The following is a 17,371-nucleotide window of genomic DNA, read 5'->3' as shown; positions in this document are numbered from 1 at the left end:
GTTCTATGTTTGTCAAATTCCAGTTGCGACCGATTTTGCGCCCGCTACTAATTTTTCTGTTTCTCATGAGTTTTTATCAAGTGCTCGTCAGCGGCGGAGTTTTGCCAGCTTCCGAGGGAGTTAGCCTGATTCAAAATAATATTGTCAAAGCTCAAAGGTATGTATATCAGGATGATTCCGATCTGAAAATGGTAATGGTAGGTAGTTCTCTAGCTGCAAACCTTAATATTAAAGACATTGGAGAGGGCGTAAAGAGCATAGCTTTAGGCGGAGGAGCGAGCCAGACAGGTTTAGAAATAGTTAAAAGAAGTAAAAGCAAGCCTCCTATCGTTTTGGTAGAAATTAACGATACTATTGTTCGCAAAATAGATACAGAATTAATAGATTCTTTGTATCATCCTATTTTTTATTGGTTACGCCAGTATCTACCGATGATGAGAGAGGAATACCGTCCGATTAGCATTTTTGTGGATTATTTCAAAAATCGATCGAAGCAGAATCAAAAAATGACGCGAGAGGCTCTAGACAGATTAGAAGGTCGAAATCTTACTCCTGAATTATCGCAAAAAGCTATCCAAAGTATAGTTGATATTCAAAGCCAACCTTTGTCTGAACAAGATGCAGAAAATATAAAAAAAGAAGCTGAGTTTATTAAAAGTCAACTCGCAGAAATTAACAAGAAGAGCGGTGCAAAAGTAGTTTTATTTGACATACCGCAAGAGTCGCGAGTTAACGCTGCAATCAGGAAAAAACAAGTCCAAGAATTGGCTAAAAAGCTGTTTCCGCCTGAGCGTTTTGAGTGGCTGCCACCCCCGAAAGAGCGAGAATGGCGTACCAATGACGGCGTTCACTTGATCCGCAGCGACGCTAGAGATTTTGCCGAGTTTTTGAGAGATAAATTGCTGAGCAAGGTAGCGGCGGGATCTCTTGGCACCGCGCCTAGAAAAGAAAGCTTGTAATTTATTTTGAAGTAAATGATGCTACAAGGTGAGCAAGTTTGGTTAAAGAACGATCGTGAGGTTTGTACTGAGGACTGAAGTCCTCAAAGCCCTAAAAGCCACAGGACAAACAATTTGATTATCAAAATCAACCGGACTTGATGTGAGTTCAGCGCCAATAAAATCGAACAATGGCACGCTTAAATCAGATTATTGCGATCGAAAAAGGCATCAAAAGCCGCTCGGTTCAAGAACTGGCAGAAGCTCAAAAAGCTCTCCAGAAGCCCGCTGTGCTTTCGGGAATCTCCCGCACTTACCGTCCCAAAGACGAAGAGGGCGAACAACTGCCGCCAGAGTCCAAAAAAGTTGAAGTCAAAGCAGAAGAGATTATCCGCAAAACGACTGAAATTTTGACCAAACTCTTCGACGTAACCGCAACCAAAGATTGGAAAAATTGTAGCGCCCGCGCGGACGTAACTGTAGACGGAAACGTGCTTTTGAGCGAAGTTCCCGTCAGCTATTTGCTATTCATTGAAAAGCAGTTAGCAGATTTGCAAGCATTTATCAAAAAACTTCCAGTCTTAGATGCTTCCGAGAGTTGGAACTTTGATGCTTCGGCAGACTGTTGGGCCACAGAACCGGTGCAAACTCTCAAGACTTTTAAAACTCCGCGCAATCACGTTAAAGCTGAAGCTACCGAACACCATCCGGCTCAAGTCGATGTTTATTACGAAGATATTACGATCGGCTATTGGCGGACTGTCAAGTTTTCGGGTGCTTTACCAGCGCGGCGGATCAATGAGTTGCTGCAAAGGGTGGAAATCTTGCAGCAAGCTGTTATGTTCGCCCGCGAAGAAGCTAACAATTCTGAAGTTGAGGAACAGAGAGTGGGAGAGCGAATTTTTCAGTTTATTTTTCGCTGATTGCTTGCTTTTTTGATAGTTATGGTTTAAGATATAAACAGAGTACAATTTAAAACTCAAACTTCAACTTAAACCGTACAAATGTGATAGTGCAGGTTCGACTCCTGTCCCTCCTACCCAAAATAGGGATCAAAATAGGGGGGTAGCCCAATTGGCAGAGGCAGCATTGCGTACAAATTCAACAGCAAGCTATTACTCTAAACTCAGCATTCACCGCCGATCGCTAAAACGAATGTCAGGAAAATCACATCATCGAGGTTGCTGGCTCATATCCAGCCCCCTCTACCAAACGCAGGGGGGTAGCTCAATCGGTAGAGCGCGATGCTATTAATCTTAAATCCTTGACTTAAATGTGATAGCGTGCCCAAATGGGCGGTAAATATAAACCCAGTAGTAAGGTCAGAACTGCTGGGTTTTATGCTAATAATTGATTCAATTCGTTAAATCCGTCAGTCCTGGACGTATCAAGACAGATGATTTATTGCATCAATCCTCACTGCGAACAACGCGAAAATCCTGCTGCTGCTCAAAATTGTCAGGCTTGCGGCACGGATTTGTTAATTGGCGATCGCTATCGTATCCTTAAACCAGTGCGATCGCCCAATCCCGCACGCCCCACAGACATCTTTGAAGTCGAAGATTTGGGAACCGGAGAAAACGAATGGGGAACTGTCAAAATTTTAAAACTCTTGAAACAGACCCACAATCACGATTTAGTTCGCTTGTTCAAGCAAGAAGCGCGAGTTTTGATTTGGCTGGCCGGAAAGAGTTCAGTTCCCCAAGTCGAACCTGACGGTTATTTCCCAATTAAACTCCCCCATAACTTCCAGAAATTGTCTTGTTTGGTGATGGAAAAAATTACCGGAGAAAACTTGGCAGAATTCTTAACTAAAAAACAGTTTGTTTCTCAAAATCTCGCTCTAGATTGGCTGCAACAAATGCTTCATATTTTGCAGGAAATCCACAAATATCATGTAGTACATCGGGATATTAAGCCATCCAACCTGATGGTTGAAGCCAATGGGAAATTGAGATTAATTGACTTCGGCGCCGCCACAGAAGCAGATATAGAGACCGCACCCATAGGTTCTGCTGGATACGCCGCACCGGAACAAATTTTAGGTAAAGCAGGCGTGCGATCGGACTTTTTTGCCCTAGGGCGTACTTTTGTACATTTATTAACAGGCATACAGCCAAGTCACTTTCCCGTTAATGAAAAAACTGGTAAAATTAATTGGAGGAACCAGGCTGTAGATATTGACCCGTTACTCCTCGACTCGATCGACGAATTGATCGAACCGCTACCAGAAAATCGACCTGAAAATACCCAAGTTATTTTAGAAAAATTAAAAATTTATGAGGGAGACCCCCTGCAAAAGGGGGACACAACATCGCTTCAATAAATCTCTTCCAGCCGGCGAAAATCCCGCTCAACTTCTGCCCACAAAGCCCGATTGTGAGGGTCAGTTTTCACAGCCTTTTTCAAATAAATTCTCGCCTTATCAACCTGCTTTTCTCCGATCAAATGCCGTCCCCAGCGCTGATAGGCGATCGCCTGCCACTGACGCACCTCCAAATCTTCGGGAACCCGCTGGGCCAAACCCTCAATCAAGGCGATCGCCCGCGGGAACCTCTGATATTTCAGCAACTGCTGCAGCTCAAAATAAGCATCTTGCTTTAACTTTTGTTCTACCGCCGACAGATCCGCATTAGATGGAACGGCAGCCTCTTTTCGAGTCACTTTAACTGCCTGCGGTTGAGCTTTCACCCCCCGATCCACCGATGTCCAAGTAGGCGGCACAGTTGAATTGGCAACTTTCGACTCCGCAACATGGTGGGGGGCAACATTCACCAAGAACTTATAAGCCTCAGTAATAGCAATAAACTTATTCTTAGCCTGTTCGTTTCCCGGATTCACATCGGGGTGATACTGTCTGGCTAACTGCCGATAAGAGGCCTTAACTTGCGATAAACTCGCGCCAGACCTCAGTCCTAACTGTCGGTAATAATCTGCAATATCCATTTAGCATGAATGAGCGTTGATAGTACCATTAAATATGGCAGAATCCTTAAATGTAAAGATTCTGCCAAAATTTACTGCGAACTAGGTTGTAGTGCGAGGGTTGCCCGCACTACTGAAGCGCAAAAATAACTTACGGACGATCTTCGATCACTCTGTCAATCAAGCCGTATTCCTTGGCTTCCTCAGCGGACATGAAATAGTCGCGATCCATGTCCTTCTCGATTTTCTCGATCGGCTTGCCAGTATTCTTAGCATAGATATTATTGAGTTCGTGGCGCAGCCGCAGAATCTCTTTCGCCTCAATCTGAATATCCGTTGCTTGTCCCCGCGTCCCCCCAGAAGGCTGGTGAATCATGATTCGCGAGTGAGGCAAAGCTAAGCGTTTTCCCTTCGCACCGGCAGCTAACAGGAAAGAACCCATCGAAGCAGCCAAGCCCACACAAATCGTCACCACGTCCGATTTAATGTGCTGCATGGTATCAAAAATAGCCATGCCTGCCGACACCATCCCGCCTGGGGAATTGATGTACAAAATAATATCCTTACCTGAATCTTCCGAATCGAGATAGAGCATCACAGCGATGATTTGATTGGCAATTTCATCGTCAACGTCCCTGCCCAAGAAAATAATCCGTTCCCGGTAGAGGCGATCGTAGATATTAATCCACTGAGTATCATAACCACCCGGCATTTTGTAGGGAACTTTTGGCACACCTATAGGCATAATTCGGAACTCCGTTTAGTTGGTAATTGGTGAGCGGGCAATTGGTTCGGGTTTATTAGTTATTTGTTACTTGTTATTTCAGGTTTTTTAGTTTTTGGTTATATAATGACCAATAAACAATAACCAATAACTAATAACTAATAACCCATAACCGAATTAGATGACTCCAGCCGGCAGCGGTTTCGGCAATTCTTCCGAACTTTCAAGAACGCGATCGATCAAACCGTATTCTTTAGCTTCCTGGGGCGTCAGGTACAGCAACCGATCCATATCTTTAGTAATCTTTTCGATCGGTTGGCCAGTACAGCTTGCAAAAATCTCAAGCATCGTTGCTTTATTTGCCAGCACTTCCTTAGCCCGAATTTGAATGTCGCTTGCTTGACCCCGCGTGTAAGCCTTGGGTTGGTGCAACACAATCGAAGCGTGTGGCAAACTCGCCCGAAAGCCTTTTGTACCAGCCGCTAAAAGCATCGCAGACATCCCCATTGCCGAACCGAGGCAAATAGTGTGCACGGGCGGCTTAATATACCTGATCGTATCGCAGATAGCGAAGGCTTCTGTTTCAAAGCCGACGGGTTCGCCACTGTAACCAGAAGTGCCGGTCGAGTTGATGTAGATTTTGATCGGCTTATCCGGGTCTTCGTACTGCAAGAACAACAGTTCAGCGATAATCAGTTCTGTTACCGCAGGCACTAGAGGCATCCCCAGATAAACGATCCGCTCCTTCAGCAACAGGGATGGCAAATCGGGAGGTGGCGTCCGAGAGTTCCCTTCCCCGTAGTATGGCGATTGCACAGCTTTAATTGGTGTGTTCATATAACCGAAATGTTGCCTGAACTGATGGAGCTATTCTTAAAGAAATAGTAACGCAATCTTTAGGTATCCCGCATGAAAGTTAGTTTGCTCCCGGTTTTAAACGACCCTAACCTTGACGCTGCCGCGCCCTCGACCCAGCGCCAGCTAGCGATTTCAGTGTCTGCGATGGCAAGCTCGATCGACTCCAGCGTACCCTTAAACCTGTGCCTGATTCTCGACCACAGCGGCTCGATGGGCGGACGCCCCCTGGAAACCGTCAAACAAGCCGCCGGACGGTTGCTAGACAGGTTGAAGCCCGGGGATCGCTTTTGCGCGGTGGCTTTCGACCACAAAGCCAAAGTCCTCGTCCCCAATCAAATTGTGGGAGACCCCAGTAGCATTAAACGGCAAATTGAGCAATTGCGCTCGGCGGGCGGCACAGCAATTGATGAGGGCATTAAATTAGGTATTGAAGAGTTGGGCAAAGGCAAAAAAGAAGCTATATCTCAGGCGTTTCTGCTGACTGACGGCGAAAACGAACACGGCGACGACGGCCGCTGTTTGAAGTTGGCGAAACTGGCTGCAGACTACAACATGACTTTAAATTCTTTGGGATTTGGCGATAACTGGAATCAAGATATTTTGGAAAAGATTGCTGATGCCGGCGGCGGTGCTCTGGCTCACATTCAGCGTCCTGAAGATGCGGTTGACGAGTTTGGTAAACTGTTTAGCCGCGTCCAAGGTGTAGGTTTGACTAATGCTTATTTGCTATTTTCCCTGATGCCAAAAGTGCGGTTAGCCGAACTCAAACCGATCGCCCAAGTTGCCCCGGATACGATCGAATTACCGGTACAGCAAGAGGGCGATCGCTTTATGGTGCGCTTGGGAGATTTAATGAAGGATATAGAGCGAGTAGTTTTGGCTAATATTTATATTGGACAGTTGCCCGAAGGTACACAGGCGATCGGGCAATTGCAAATTCGCTACGACGATCCGACTGTCGGTCAAAGTTTGCTTTCCGATCCCGTTGCAGTTTCCGCTAATGTCTTGAAAGTTTATCAGCCGGCACTTAACCCGATGGTACAGCAGCACATTTTAGCTTTGGCTAAATACCGCCAAACTCAACTCGCAGAAACCCGATTGCAACAGGGCGATCGCGCCGGTGCGGCTACGATGCTGCAAACTGCTGCTAAAACTGCTTTGCAAATGGGTGATAAAAGTGCCGCAACTGTCCTGCAAACCTCTGCTACTCGCTTGCAATCTGGTGAACAATTGAGTGAAGCCGATCGCAAGAAAACTCGCATTGCTTCTAAAACTATTTTGAAGTAATCCGATGATTTAAAATTTTAAATAATTTTAAATTGGGCGATCGGACAATTTGGTGATGCGAAATCGCCTCTACAAAAACGAAACCCGCCTGGGCGCGGGTTTCAATATTCTGAGTCTCGCTTGCAAAAAGCGAAAGTCAGTGTATGCCGATTGTTTCAAGCTGTGGATCGTGTAGAAGCTCGATCGTTTAGAATGTTTCTATCACCTATCAAGAGTGCTTGTATGAACCAGACAATATCTGATAAAGTACGCTGGACTACCGCCGATTTAGAACTATTGCCCGATAACGGCGAGCGTTACGAAATTATTGATGGAGAGTTATTTGTGACTAGAGCACCGCATTGGGGTCATCAACAGGCTATAGGCAACCTCTACCAAGAACTTAATACTTGGTCGCGAGAGACTAATTTAGGACGAGCAGGAATCAATCCGGGTATCATTTTCACGGATGCTGATAACGTTATTCCTGATTTAGTTTGGGCGAGCAATGAACGCTTGGCTATCTTGCTAGACGAAGCCGGCCATTTAACCGCCGCACCCGAGTTAATTGTTGAAGTATTGTCCCCCGGTGCAGACAATCATAGACGCGATCGAGATTTGAAACTCAGACTCTATTCGGTGCGAGGAGTGCAGGAATACTGGGTTGTGAATTGGCAATTGCAGCAAATAGAAGTTTATCGCAGGGAACAAGCAAGTTTAAGGATCATTGCTACGCTGTTGAGCAATGATGAACTAACTTCGCCTTTGTTGCCCGATTTTAGTTGTTCTGTCGCTCAAATTTTTGCCTGAATTATGAAATCATCCTTTTACAATTTAATTGCTACTCTAGTAATCTTTACTATCTTTGGTAATATATCCCCTGCTGTCTCTGCTAAATCCTCAGCAATATTAATAGTTCAAAAAACGATTGTTCAAAATCCTGCTGAAGACTTATTCAATAGTGCTTTAGCTAAATCAGAGGCGGGAGATATTCAAGGGGCGATTGCCGATTACACCGAAGCTATTCGCCTCAACCCCAACTACGCCAAAGCCTACAACAAACGCGGCATCATCCACGGCCGCAATCTCAAAGACTATCCAGCAGCTAAAGCAGATTTCGATCGCGCAATTGAAATCAACCCCAACTACGGCGACGCCTACTATAACCGCGCCCGAGTCCGCGAGTTCTTAGAAGACAAACCGGGGGCGATCGCCGATTATCAAAAAGCAGCCGAACTCTATCAAAAAGATGGCAATACCGACGATTATCAAGATGCCATCAAGCATCTTCAAATGCTGCAAGAATAAATGGCTTTTGAAAACATAGTATAATACCTGCGATCGGCGTTCATCCGCATTCATCTGCGGTTAAACACTCCAAATTAACTATTCAAAAAATGCCCGAAACTTCCACCGTCACCGTCACCGTACCCGCCACAACCGCCAACCTGGGCCCCGGCTTTGACTGCATCGGCGCCGCTTTAAGCCTCTACAACCGCTTCCAATTCTCCCGACTCGAATCTTCAGCAACAGAGAAACTAAAAATTACTGTTACAGGCCAAGAAGCCGCCAAAGTCAAGACAGACGATAGCAATCTCGCTTATCTAGCCTTTGTCAAGTTATACGATCGCCTCAACCAATCGCCGCCTCCTGTAGCCATACATATAGATATGCAAGTTCCGCTGGCTAGAGGTTTGGGGAGTTCCGCCACAGCTATTGTCGGTGGGTTAGTCGGTGCAAATGAGTTAGCCGGTGCGCCTTTGAGTCAAGTGGAAGTGATGCAATTGGCGATCGAACTTGAAGGTCATCCCGACAACGTTGTCCCCGCTTTATTGGGAGGATGTCGCCTCGCTGCTAGCAATGCACCCCCCCAACCCCCCCTTAGTAAGGGGGGGCTAAGAGAAGGATTCCCCCTTACCGAAGTGGGGCTAACAGAACAATCACCCTTAGATGCGGAAATTCTACCATCACCCCCCCTTAGCAAGGGGGGGCAGGGGGGGGGTTCTTGGGAGATTTGCGATATTCCCTGGCATCCGAATATCGTGCCCGTGGTAGCCATTCCCGATTTTGAACTGTCTACAGCCGAAGCCCGCCGAGTTTTGCCTGCAGATTACAGTAAGGCGGACGCGATTTTTAATGCTGCACACCTCGGTTTGCTAGTGCGGGCTTTGGAAACGGGCAATCAAAACTGGCTGCGCTGCGCCCTCCAAGACAAAATTCACCAACCTTACCGGCAATCTCTGATTAAGGGATATGAAGCGGTGCAACAAGCCGCCGTGAATGCAGGGGCTTGTGGAATGGTAATTAGCGGTGCCGGGCCGACGCTTTTGGCTTTAACGGATGTGACATCCGCTGATGCGGTTGAGAAAGCGATGGCGGCTGCTTGGATGGAATTTGGGGTAAAGGCTGAGGTAAGGGCGATCGGGCTCGATACTCAAGGCGCGCAAGTCTCCCTTTAGTTATTCCACTCTTAGACACGCAACGTCTACATAACCGTGTTTTGTAGGGGCAATCTCCCGTGGTTGCCCCTCTCCATGGAATTATTCATATTTCTATTCTCTTCCTCTCTCCTTCAAATCTCTTGAATATCAACTCAAGTCTCTTTTCGATAACTTCTGCCAAGCCCTCTACAGAATTTTACCTTTAAAAAAAATGCAGTCATTGTAGGGGCGGACTCACCATAATCTCAGGCTAAAACCAACAATCTCAAAAACCAGTCCCTACAATGAATGTAAATACTATTAATTAGCTGTGACGCATGGGAATTTCTATGTAAATTTTAGTACCTTTACCGGGTTCCGAAAAACACTTTAACTCTCCTTTGTGCTGCTCTACAATTATCTGATAGCTGAGAGCAAGTCCCGAGTAGATGGGTGGTTCCGCAGGGGGGGCCACCAAAAAGGGCTCAGAAAGTTGCGCTGTGATATCTTTGCTAATTGCCATGTCGTTATCAGCAATCTCAATAGAAATTCGCTCAGCATCGACCACCTGAGTGGTAATCAAAATCACAGGCTTAAATTTGATTGATTCCAACTCTGCCAACTCTTGAGCAGACTCTTCCAAAACATCGATCGCGTGATTGATGATATTCAGAAAAGCTTGATTGAGCAGACCTGCATAACACTCAATTTGTGGCAAATTGCCGAATTCTTTCATCACCTTGATGTCTCGCCTTCCCTCGCGAGCCGGCAAGCGGTGCTGTAACAACAACAGAGTATTTTCTAAACCGTCAGAAACATCGAATAACTGCCAGCCCGATCGATCGCTGCGGGAAAAATCCTGTAGCGACAAGATTATTTGGCGGATGCGATCGCTCCCGGTACGCATGGAACTCACAATTTTTAATAAATCGTCGAGTACGAATTCCACATCCATATCTTGTTGTTTTTGCTGAATTTCAGCTCCGGGTTCTACTACCTCTTTTTGATACAATCGCAGCAGTTCAATTAAATCGGTAGCGTAGCTTTGGACGTGAGTTAAATTGCTGTAAATAAAAGTAATGGGGTTGTTAATTTCGTGGGCGATACCTGATACCAATTCGCCCAAACTAGACATTTTTTCAGTTTGCAGCATTCGATCGCGGGACAGTTGCAATTCTTGCTGGGTGAGAGCCAACTGCGCCCTCAACTCGCGCGATCGCTTAGAAGCGCGCACCCGCGCCAACAATTCCTGCTTAACTATCGGTTTAAACAGAAAGTCGTCAAAGGGCGCATCCAATTCTTGAATTTCATCAAATTGCTCGGGTGTTGTCAGCAGAATAAAATAGGCTGCCGCCAATTCTCGATCGGCCTTCAGCAGCCGGCACACCTCCAAAAAGTTGATTTGAGGCGAAGTCCCGTCGCAAATTATCGCATCGGGGAACACTTCCCTCGCCAAGTCTAAACCCTCTTTGTCGTCGGAAACGACTCTTACCTGATTTCCCTCTTGGCCGAGTAACTCTTGCACCACTTGAAAAGTCACACTATCCGCGACGATCGCCAGAATCTTTGCCATACTTCTATAATCTCCACAAATTACTTTTTAGGATACAACCGCCCGAATTGCGCTGACATATTTAAAATTCCCAAATAGTTCAATGCCACCAAAAAACAACCGATGCCCGAGCCCTCAAAACCAAAAATAGCTCATACCATTTTATATTTTATATTTTAGAGTAAAAAATTGGGAATGACTTACTGTATAATAATAGTTGGGAGCTTGCCTACAGTTGCATATTTTTTGGGGAATGGCATCACTAGAAGGTATAATTTTAGACGGGCAATGCAAAAATGCAAATTTTCTCCTTCGTAATTAATGGTACATCAGAGCTTTCTGCCGAAAGACTGCTGAGGGCGATCGCAGATACTTTGTCAAGTTGCGCCAGGAAACAATAAAAAACTTTAAAATCAATTAATAGTATCGTCAAATTCACCTTCTCGGTCAGCGCCTGAGAATGCCAATTACCAACACCACCTCAACTTTGATTCAAGCCGAAACACTAGAACTATTAGAATGGCCGCGCCTGTGTCAGCACTTGGCTACCTTCGCGGCCACCAAACTCGGCGTCGCCGCCGCCCTCGACCTCGAAATCCCGGCAAATCAAGCTCAAACAGCAGAACTCCTAGCCCAAACTCAGGAAGCTTATCAGTTAGAGAGCCGCGCTGGCGGTGCTTTGAGTTTTGAAGGAATCCAAGACATCGGCACTTCGCTGCAGCGAGCCGAACTGCAAGGTTTGCTCAGCGGCGAAGAATTGCTGGCAATTGCTACCACCCTCGCCGGAGCAAGGCAATTGCGCCGGATAATTGACTCTCAGGCAGATGTGCCGACGCTCAAAGAATTGGCATCCCAATTGCGGACTTATCCCGAACTAGAGCAAGAAATCCATCGCTGTATAGACGATCGCGCTCAAGTAGCAGACAGAGCCACTCCTAAATTAGCAGGAATTAGAGTTCAAATGCGACAGTTGCGCGATCGCATTTATCAAATATTGCAGGGGATTTTGCAGCGCCAATCCAACGCCGTACAAGAACAGCTAATTACCCAAAGAAGCGGACGCTTTGTCATTCCCGTCAAAGCTCCCCAAAAAGATGCCATACCGGGCATCGTTCACGACTCCTCGGCTAGCGGCGCCACACTGTACGTAGAACCCCACAGCACAGTCAATCTTAACAACCAAATGCGGCAGTTTCTCAGGCAAGAACAAGCCGAAGAAGAAGCAGTCCGCCGCGCCCTCACGGAGCAAGTCGCAGCAGTAAAACCGGATTTAGACAGATTGGTGGTGGTAGTTACAACTTTAGATTTAGCGGCCGCTAAAGCGCGTTATAGTTTTTGGTTGCAAGCAAATGCGCCGAAATTTATCGAATTGGGAGAGCCAGAATTAGCACCAAAAAATCCCGAAAAAGAAGATGAGGAAAAAGAAGATGAGGAAAACTCAGAAAAAAGTCAATTATTAATTCGCAACCTGCGATCGCAAATTACCCTGCGCCAGTTGCGCCATCCTTTATTAGTTTGGCAGCAACAGCACGAGCAAGGCTTTCCAGTCGTGCCGGTCGATTTAACGATCGGGCCGCACATCCGCGTCGTCGCCATCACCGGCCCCAACACTGGCGGCAAAACTGTCACCCTCAAAACCTTGGGATTGGCAGCTTTAATGGCGAAAGCAGGAATGTTTGTTGCCGCCCGCGAACCCGTAGAATTGCCTTGGTTCGACAATATTTTGGCCGATATTGGTGACGAACAATCTTTGCAGCAAAGTTTGTCTACTTTCTCCGGCCATATCCGCCGCATCAGCCGCATTTTAGAAGTTTTAGGCAATAAATCGCAGCCTGAAGGGGAAGAAAATTCAAACCTTCCAATTACTAATTCCCAACAGCAAGACCAGGAAATCACAGACACACAGAACACTGTTTCTGCTCTCCCAATTCTCAAACCTAAATTACAAATTCCCCAACCCCAATTACCAATTACCAATTCCCAATTACCAATTCCCAAATCTTTAGTTTTGTTAGACGAAGTAGGAGCAGGGACAGACCCCTCAGAAGGCAGTGCATTGGCGATCGCCCTGTTGCAATACCTCGCCCAACATTCCCTATTAACAGTTGCAACTACTCACTTTGGCGAACTCAAAGCCCTCAAATATCAAGACTCCCGCTTTGAAAATGCCTCAGTAGAATTTGACGACAATTCCATGCAGCCAACCTATCGCTTGCTGTGGGGAATTCCCGGACGTTCCAACGCCCTCACCATTGCCAAAAGACTCGGTTTGCTACCATCCATAGTCGATGAAGCTCAAACCTATGTCGGGGGAGCGTCTCAAGATGTCAATCAAGTGATTGCTGGACTCGAAGCACAGCGCCGGAAACAGGAAACCAAGGCCAGAGAAGCAACTCAACTGCTACACCAAACCGAAAAACTGCACAGAGAAGTTTCTCAAAAAGCAGCCGCTTTGCAAGAGCGGGAGCGAGAACTAAAAATAGCTCAGGAAGTGGCAGTAAATGAGGCGATAGGGTCGGCGAAATCAGAAATTGCTCAAATCATTCGTCGCTTGCAGTCGGGCAACCAGACGGCTCAAAATGCCCAACAAGCGACAGAAACCTTAAATCAAATTTCTGAAAAACACCTGCCCTCTCGCCAACAACCGGCTAAACCCAAACCGAGTTTTATGCCGAAAGTGGGCGATCGCATCCGCATTCCCAGCTTGGGCCAAACCGCCGAAGTCCTCAGCGGCCCCGATGCTAACGAAGAGTTGAGCGTCCGGTTTGGGATTATGAAAATGACTGTCAAACTAGGAGAAATTGAATCCCTCGACGGTCAAAAACCGGAAACTAAAGCTCAATTAGCCAAGGCGGCCGCCCAAGCACAAGCACTCGCTACCGCTAAAGCTAAGCAAGCAGCGACGGAACCTGCAAAACCCAATCCCGAAATCGCCATCCGCACTGCTAATAATACGATCGACCTACGGGGTGCGAGAGTCTCAGACGCAGAAATCGAAATAGACAGAGCTCTTTCCAAGGCCGTGGAATACGGAGTGCTGTGGATAATTCACGGCAAAGGTACGGGACAGTTGCGGCGCGGCGTTCACGAGTTCCTCGCGACTCATCCGCAGGTTTCCCGCTTTGAGCTCGCCAGTCAAAAAGAAGGAGGTGCAGGTGTGACGGTGGTTTATTTACATTGATTTGTGGCAGCCGGTGGCGTAGCATGGTGAGAAGTAAAAATTTATGGGTTTTGCGGATTGCGATCGATCGAACCTGAAGCCGCAACTTTTAACCCGCAACTCCGTCCAGCAATTAGGATTGCCGGAATCAAAGCAACGAGCTATGGAGACAAATTAACAGATATGCTGTTGCCCACAGGCCGCAAAGCTTTCATCACTGCATACTGTTTGATATCCTGCCTCAACCTGTCTTAATTTCCCGTGCTGAAGCCATGCGCTCGACCGTAAAGCCCTCCGCTCCCACAAACGAAACGGGCCCATCTCCCAACTGGGAAGAATTGACCCAAAAAGCACCAGAACCTACCCAGTTGGACAACATTAAAGCCCAACTGGATTTAGTGCTGTTAGCCCTAGAAGCATTGGCAGAAATTGGCTCAGAGGCGATGCTCAAGGTAGCAGCCGAGCTGAATTTAGAGCCAATGGTAGCCGATCGGGTAGCTTTGTGGCGGCTGCGCCAATCTAACCCGCTGCGGAAAGGTCACGGAGGGCGCAAAAAACTCGATGTGGAGGAAGCTCGATCGCTCGTTTTGATAAGCTGTCATTTGGCAAAACAGCACCAAGCTTTAATCCGCCGGGCTGTTGCTTTGCTCGAACAAATGGCAGAGCAAAACCGGGAACCTCACACCATCGCTTTGCTGGGAGATTATATTGACAGGTTCAGCAACACTTATGGCTCGCGCATGGAAGATGCAGAAAATTTATCGGCACGAGAACTGACTGATTTGGCCCTCAAACTCCTGATCGATTTGCTGTTTTACAGCAGTCCCGGCGGGCACCGCCGCCTCTGGCTGGCTCTTCTAGACCGGGCTAAAAATTAGAAATTTATGAAATTGCGATCGGACGAGAATAACGAGAATGACAAACATCAGGAACAGGCAAGATGCCTGTTCCACCAGAAAATTTATTTATTGTGGAACAGGCATCTTGCCTGTTGCTAAAAAAGCTTGTTAAGAATGCTGGAAAATATTAGATAAAACATAGTTATTTCCTCTTCCCTCTTCCTTCTTCCTTCTTCCTTCTTCCTTCTTCCTTCTTCGCTATGGTTCTCAAACGGTACACGCCCCCCACTTGCACGCTGGAAATTACAGCCAAAAGTTCGCCTTTATCTCGCTGGGCGGGCCAACCGGTGTTTAAATCTTTAAGTTTCGAGCTGCGACTCGACGACCCCAGGCTGCCAGATACCGAACACGTTACCCTCAGGGGCGATCGAATTCAACTCGAAACCCTCCACGAAGCTGTCAGCACCTACGTCCAAAACTTGCTGGGCGAATCCCGCGATTGGGAAAGCAACCTCAACTCTCAAACCGCTCGTACCGCTGGGCCAGACTCGCCACAAGCCGCGCCTAACGCCGTCATATTCGATCGAGCGGTCAACACTTCCGAACTAGCAACTTCCGCCCCGAACACCTCCTACCTTCCGGTTCCCCCCCGCTTAGAACCCCGCGGTTTGCTCGCCCACAACTTGTTTTTAGGCTCTTTGAGCGCCGCAGAATCCGGGCCGGTAGTAAAATTGAGCACCCTGCAACTGTTTGACTTAGCCACAGCACTAGATGACTGCGCCGCGGAAGTGATGGCGCTTCCCAACCTCAACCGCGAGCGCCGACAAACCCTGTCCTCACCCTGGCTTAAGGTGGCAGCAATGATGGTCGCCAGCGCGGGTCTGACGACAGGAATTATCAAAATGCTCGATCGGGCCGCCACCTCCCCGCAAACCGCCACAGCCCCCGCTCCCGCCCCCGCCAATCCACAACTCGCCCCCGCTCCCGGAAACCCCCAGCTAGCTGCCGGCGTCTCCCCCAGTCCTGTTGCCGCCCTACCGACACCCCCAGCACCAACACCCGCAGCCACACCCGGTTTACCGCCCCTGCCGCCCCCACCCATTAACACCGCCGCCTCGCCCAGCCCCAGCTTACCTCCCATCGCCCTCGCCCCAAATCCCCCCAGCAACAGACCCAGCCCCATCCAGCAGCCACCCCTGCTATTTCCCCCCAACGGCAGCGCAGCCAGCGCCCCACAGAGCGCCCCAGCTTTCCCTCAAGGGCAAACAATCACAATTCCCGCCCCCGAAGAATCGCCTATTTCCGCCCGCCAAGCACCCGCACCAGTACCCTACGTGCTGCCCCCCCTACCGCCGAGACTAGCTCCCGCCGTACCGCCCCCCCTGCCGCCCTCCCTGTCTGCTTCCCGATTTCCCGTTCCCCCGCCGCAACCCTCCCCCCGCCCCATCGAGCCGATTGTCCCCCCCGCCAGTACCGAACTCCCACCTCTTGAGGATGCTCAACCCCCAGCCGAACCCGAGGACAACAACCAGGCCGCGGCGAGTCAAAAAAACCCCACTTTATTTGATACAATTCCTCAAGTTTCAGAAGCTAGAACTTACTTTGAGGAACGCTGGAAGCCTCCAGAAGGAATGGAACAAACTTTGGAATACAGCGTGCTGATCGATGAAAATGGATCGGTTCAAACTATTGTGCCGATGGGAAAAGCAGCAGCAGATTATATCGAGCAAATTAATATGCCATTAGTCGGCGAGCCGTTTGTTTCTGCCGTTTCTAATGGCAAAAACCCGAAAATTCGAGTTGTTTTGCGACCGAACGGTCGAGTACAAACCTTTTTGGAAGAGAGTGATTAAACGTTCTCAAACACATTGTCGAGATGGGAAATCCCGGTTAATTGCTAATCTTAAACAAGTTCAAAAAAATTAAATTTTAACTGCGGCAGCAGCAGCGAGCATATTGACAGTTGCTCCAGTTTGTGCTACCCATATCTCTTTACCCGTGCGGGCAGAGTCACCAGTAAAAAAAGTTGCTGACACTCGTCAACCGGTTCGCATTGTGCACCCTACAAACTTCCTTCTTCCTTCTTCCTGACATCCGTTACATCCGTTACAGAATCCGTTGCCGAACTTCCTTCTTCCTGACATCCGTTACATCCGTTACATCCGTTACAAAATCCGTTGCCGAACTTCCTTCTATATCATCAATGCCATTTTTTTCTATCCCAAACTTCTCCAATCCAATAAAAAACTGCAATCCCGCAAAAACTAAATAAAAAATCTTCAATACTAGCACTGCGATTGGGTAAAATCGCTTGCAGCATTTCTTCCGCAGCAGTGAACAGAGTAAAAATTGCGGGTCCGAAAGGAATTGAATAATTAAACAAATTGATATTTTTTTTTCCAGTTGCTCTATGGCACAGAAAAGATGCTATTCCGTACAAAATAAAGTGGCCGAGTTTGTCATAAGGCGGATGAGCGAGAGGAAAGTTGACTAAGTTCCCCGTATCTGCTAAAAGCATGATACTGAGAAGAATTAAAACGTACACAAAACAAGCAATAATCCAGAATTTTTTTGATAAGTTCATCTTTTTTTGGCCGATAGCAACTAGGGACAAATCAATTCCGCGCAGCGCAAAAATAAAAACACATCTGGTTAATTACGCATTGTCTTTGTAGGCGTCTGCCTACCC

General features: G+C 47.5%; 16 protein-coding genes. 10 read left to right on the top strand and 6 right to left on the bottom strand.

Translation table 11 applies throughout. The features are described 5' to 3' along the window. Positions 1-5 precede the first annotated feature (5 nt). The 3 genes from QUA62_RS13495 (at position 6) to QUA62_RS13485 (ending at position 3,264) form a co-directional block, all read left to right on the top strand. Positions 6-959: a hypothetical protein gene (locus QUA62_RS13495; protein ID WP_333404612.1), complete on the top strand. Its 954-nt coding sequence runs from the start codon at positions 6-8 to the stop codon at positions 957-959. Between the two features lie 170 nt (positions 960-1,129). Next, complete coding sequence (locus tag QUA62_RS13490; RefSeq protein ID WP_333404610.1) at positions 1,130-1,861, top strand: DUF7873 family protein; 732 nt, start codon at positions 1,130-1,132, stop codon at positions 1,859-1,861. Positions 1,862-2,334: 473 nt separating this feature from the next. Then, entirely contained in the window at positions 2,335-3,264 is a 930-nt protein-coding gene (locus tag QUA62_RS13485; protein ID WP_333404608.1) for a serine/threonine-protein kinase, read from the top strand. Here QUA62_RS13485 and QUA62_RS13480 read toward each other — a convergent pair. The 3 genes from QUA62_RS13480 to QUA62_RS13470 form a co-directional block, all read right to left on the bottom strand. After that, a complete protein-coding gene (locus QUA62_RS13480) occupies positions 3,258-3,884 on the bottom strand; it encodes a J domain-containing protein (protein WP_333404606.1) in 627 nt (208 codons plus the stop codon). The two genes, QUA62_RS13485 and QUA62_RS13480, sit on opposite strands and share 7 nt — an antisense overlap. Positions 3,885-4,014: 130 nt before the next feature. Beyond that, positions 4,015-4,608 carry an ATP-dependent Clp protease proteolytic subunit gene (locus QUA62_RS13475; RefSeq protein WP_190657906.1) on the bottom strand — a complete coding sequence of 198 codons (594 nt, stop codon included), beginning with the start codon at positions 4,606-4,608 and terminating at the stop codon, positions 4,015-4,017. A gap of 156 nt (positions 4,609-4,764) precedes the next feature. Continuing rightward, the gene (locus QUA62_RS13470; RefSeq protein ID WP_006632447.1) at positions 4,765-5,424 is read right to left on the bottom strand and encodes an ATP-dependent Clp protease proteolytic subunit; all 660 of its coding nucleotides are present in this window, start codon (positions 5,422-5,424) and stop codon (positions 4,765-4,767) included. Between the two features lie 72 nt (positions 5,425-5,496). Here QUA62_RS13470 and QUA62_RS13465 point away from each other — a divergent pair, with 72 nt between their 5' ends. The 4 genes from QUA62_RS13465 to thrB all read left to right on the top strand — a co-directional run bounded on the left by QUA62_RS13465 (position 5,497) and on the right by thrB (position 9,170). Further along, on the top strand, positions 5,497-6,732 hold the full coding sequence (locus tag QUA62_RS13465; protein WP_333404603.1) for a VWA domain-containing protein: 1,236 nt from the start codon (positions 5,497-5,499) through the stop codon (positions 6,730-6,732). A gap of 222 nt (positions 6,733-6,954) precedes the next feature. Next, the gene (locus QUA62_RS13460) at positions 6,955-7,521 is read left to right on the top strand and encodes a Uma2 family endonuclease (protein WP_333404601.1); all 567 of its coding nucleotides are present in this window, start codon (positions 6,955-6,957) and stop codon (positions 7,519-7,521) included. A gap of 3 nt (positions 7,522-7,524) precedes the next feature. After that, positions 7,525-8,019, top strand: coding sequence for a tetratricopeptide repeat protein (locus QUA62_RS13455; protein WP_333404599.1), 495 nt, complete (start codon positions 7,525-7,527; stop codon positions 8,017-8,019). An 89-nt stretch (positions 8,020-8,108) separates the two neighbouring features. Next, positions 8,109-9,170 carry a homoserine kinase gene (thrB, locus tag QUA62_RS13450; RefSeq protein ID WP_333404597.1) on the top strand — a complete coding sequence of 354 codons (1,062 nt, stop codon included), beginning with the start codon at positions 8,109-8,111 and terminating at the stop codon, positions 9,168-9,170. Between the two features lie 286 nt (positions 9,171-9,456). Here the strand turns inward: thrB and QUA62_RS13445 are convergent, their stop codons facing one another. Beyond that, positions 9,457-10,704 (bottom strand): response regulator, encoded by a 1,248-nt coding sequence (locus tag QUA62_RS13445; protein WP_333404595.1) that lies wholly within the window; start codon positions 10,702-10,704, stop codon positions 9,457-9,459. 466 nt (positions 10,705-11,170) lie between these two features. Between QUA62_RS13445 and QUA62_RS13440 the strand changes: the two genes are divergently transcribed. From QUA62_RS13440 to QUA62_RS13430, 3 genes are all read left to right on the top strand, one after another. Beyond that, positions 11,171-13,864, top strand: a complete 2,694-nt coding sequence (locus tag QUA62_RS13440) for an endonuclease MutS2 (protein WP_333404676.1) — start codon at positions 11,171-11,173, stop codon at positions 13,862-13,864. Between the two features lie 251 nt (positions 13,865-14,115). After that, entirely contained in the window at positions 14,116-14,721 is a 606-nt protein-coding gene (locus QUA62_RS13435; RefSeq protein WP_333215091.1) for a DUF3038 domain-containing protein, read from the top strand. A gap of 221 nt (positions 14,722-14,942) precedes the next feature. Continuing rightward, on the top strand, positions 14,943-16,535 hold the full coding sequence (locus QUA62_RS13430; protein ID WP_333404593.1) for a DUF4335 domain-containing protein: 1,593 nt from the start codon (positions 14,943-14,945) through the stop codon (positions 16,533-16,535). 253 nt (positions 16,536-16,788) lie between these two features. Here QUA62_RS13430 and QUA62_RS13425 read toward each other — a convergent pair whose 3' ends face one another. Together QUA62_RS13425 and QUA62_RS13420 are read right to left on the bottom strand one after the other, a co-directional pair. After that, positions 16,789-16,965 carry a hypothetical protein gene (locus QUA62_RS13425; RefSeq protein WP_333404678.1) on the bottom strand — a complete coding sequence of 59 codons (177 nt, stop codon included), beginning with the start codon at positions 16,963-16,965 and terminating at the stop codon, positions 16,789-16,791. Continuing rightward, positions 16,883-17,200 (bottom strand): VanZ family protein, encoded by a 318-nt coding sequence (locus QUA62_RS13420; protein ID WP_333404674.1) that lies wholly within the window; start codon positions 17,198-17,200, stop codon positions 16,883-16,885. Before QUA62_RS13420 ends, QUA62_RS13425 begins: the two co-directional genes overlap by 83 nt. Positions 17,201-17,371: the final 171 nt, after the last annotated feature.

It is taken from the genome of Microcoleus sp. MON1_C1, assembly GCF_036701945.1.
In the GTDB taxonomy this organism is placed as follows: Bacteria; Cyanobacteriota; Cyanobacteriia; order Cyanobacteriales; family Microcoleaceae; genus Microcoleus.
The sequence above is the reverse complement of the archived record's forward strand: the minus strand, read 5'-3'. Positions and strand labels throughout refer to the sequence as shown.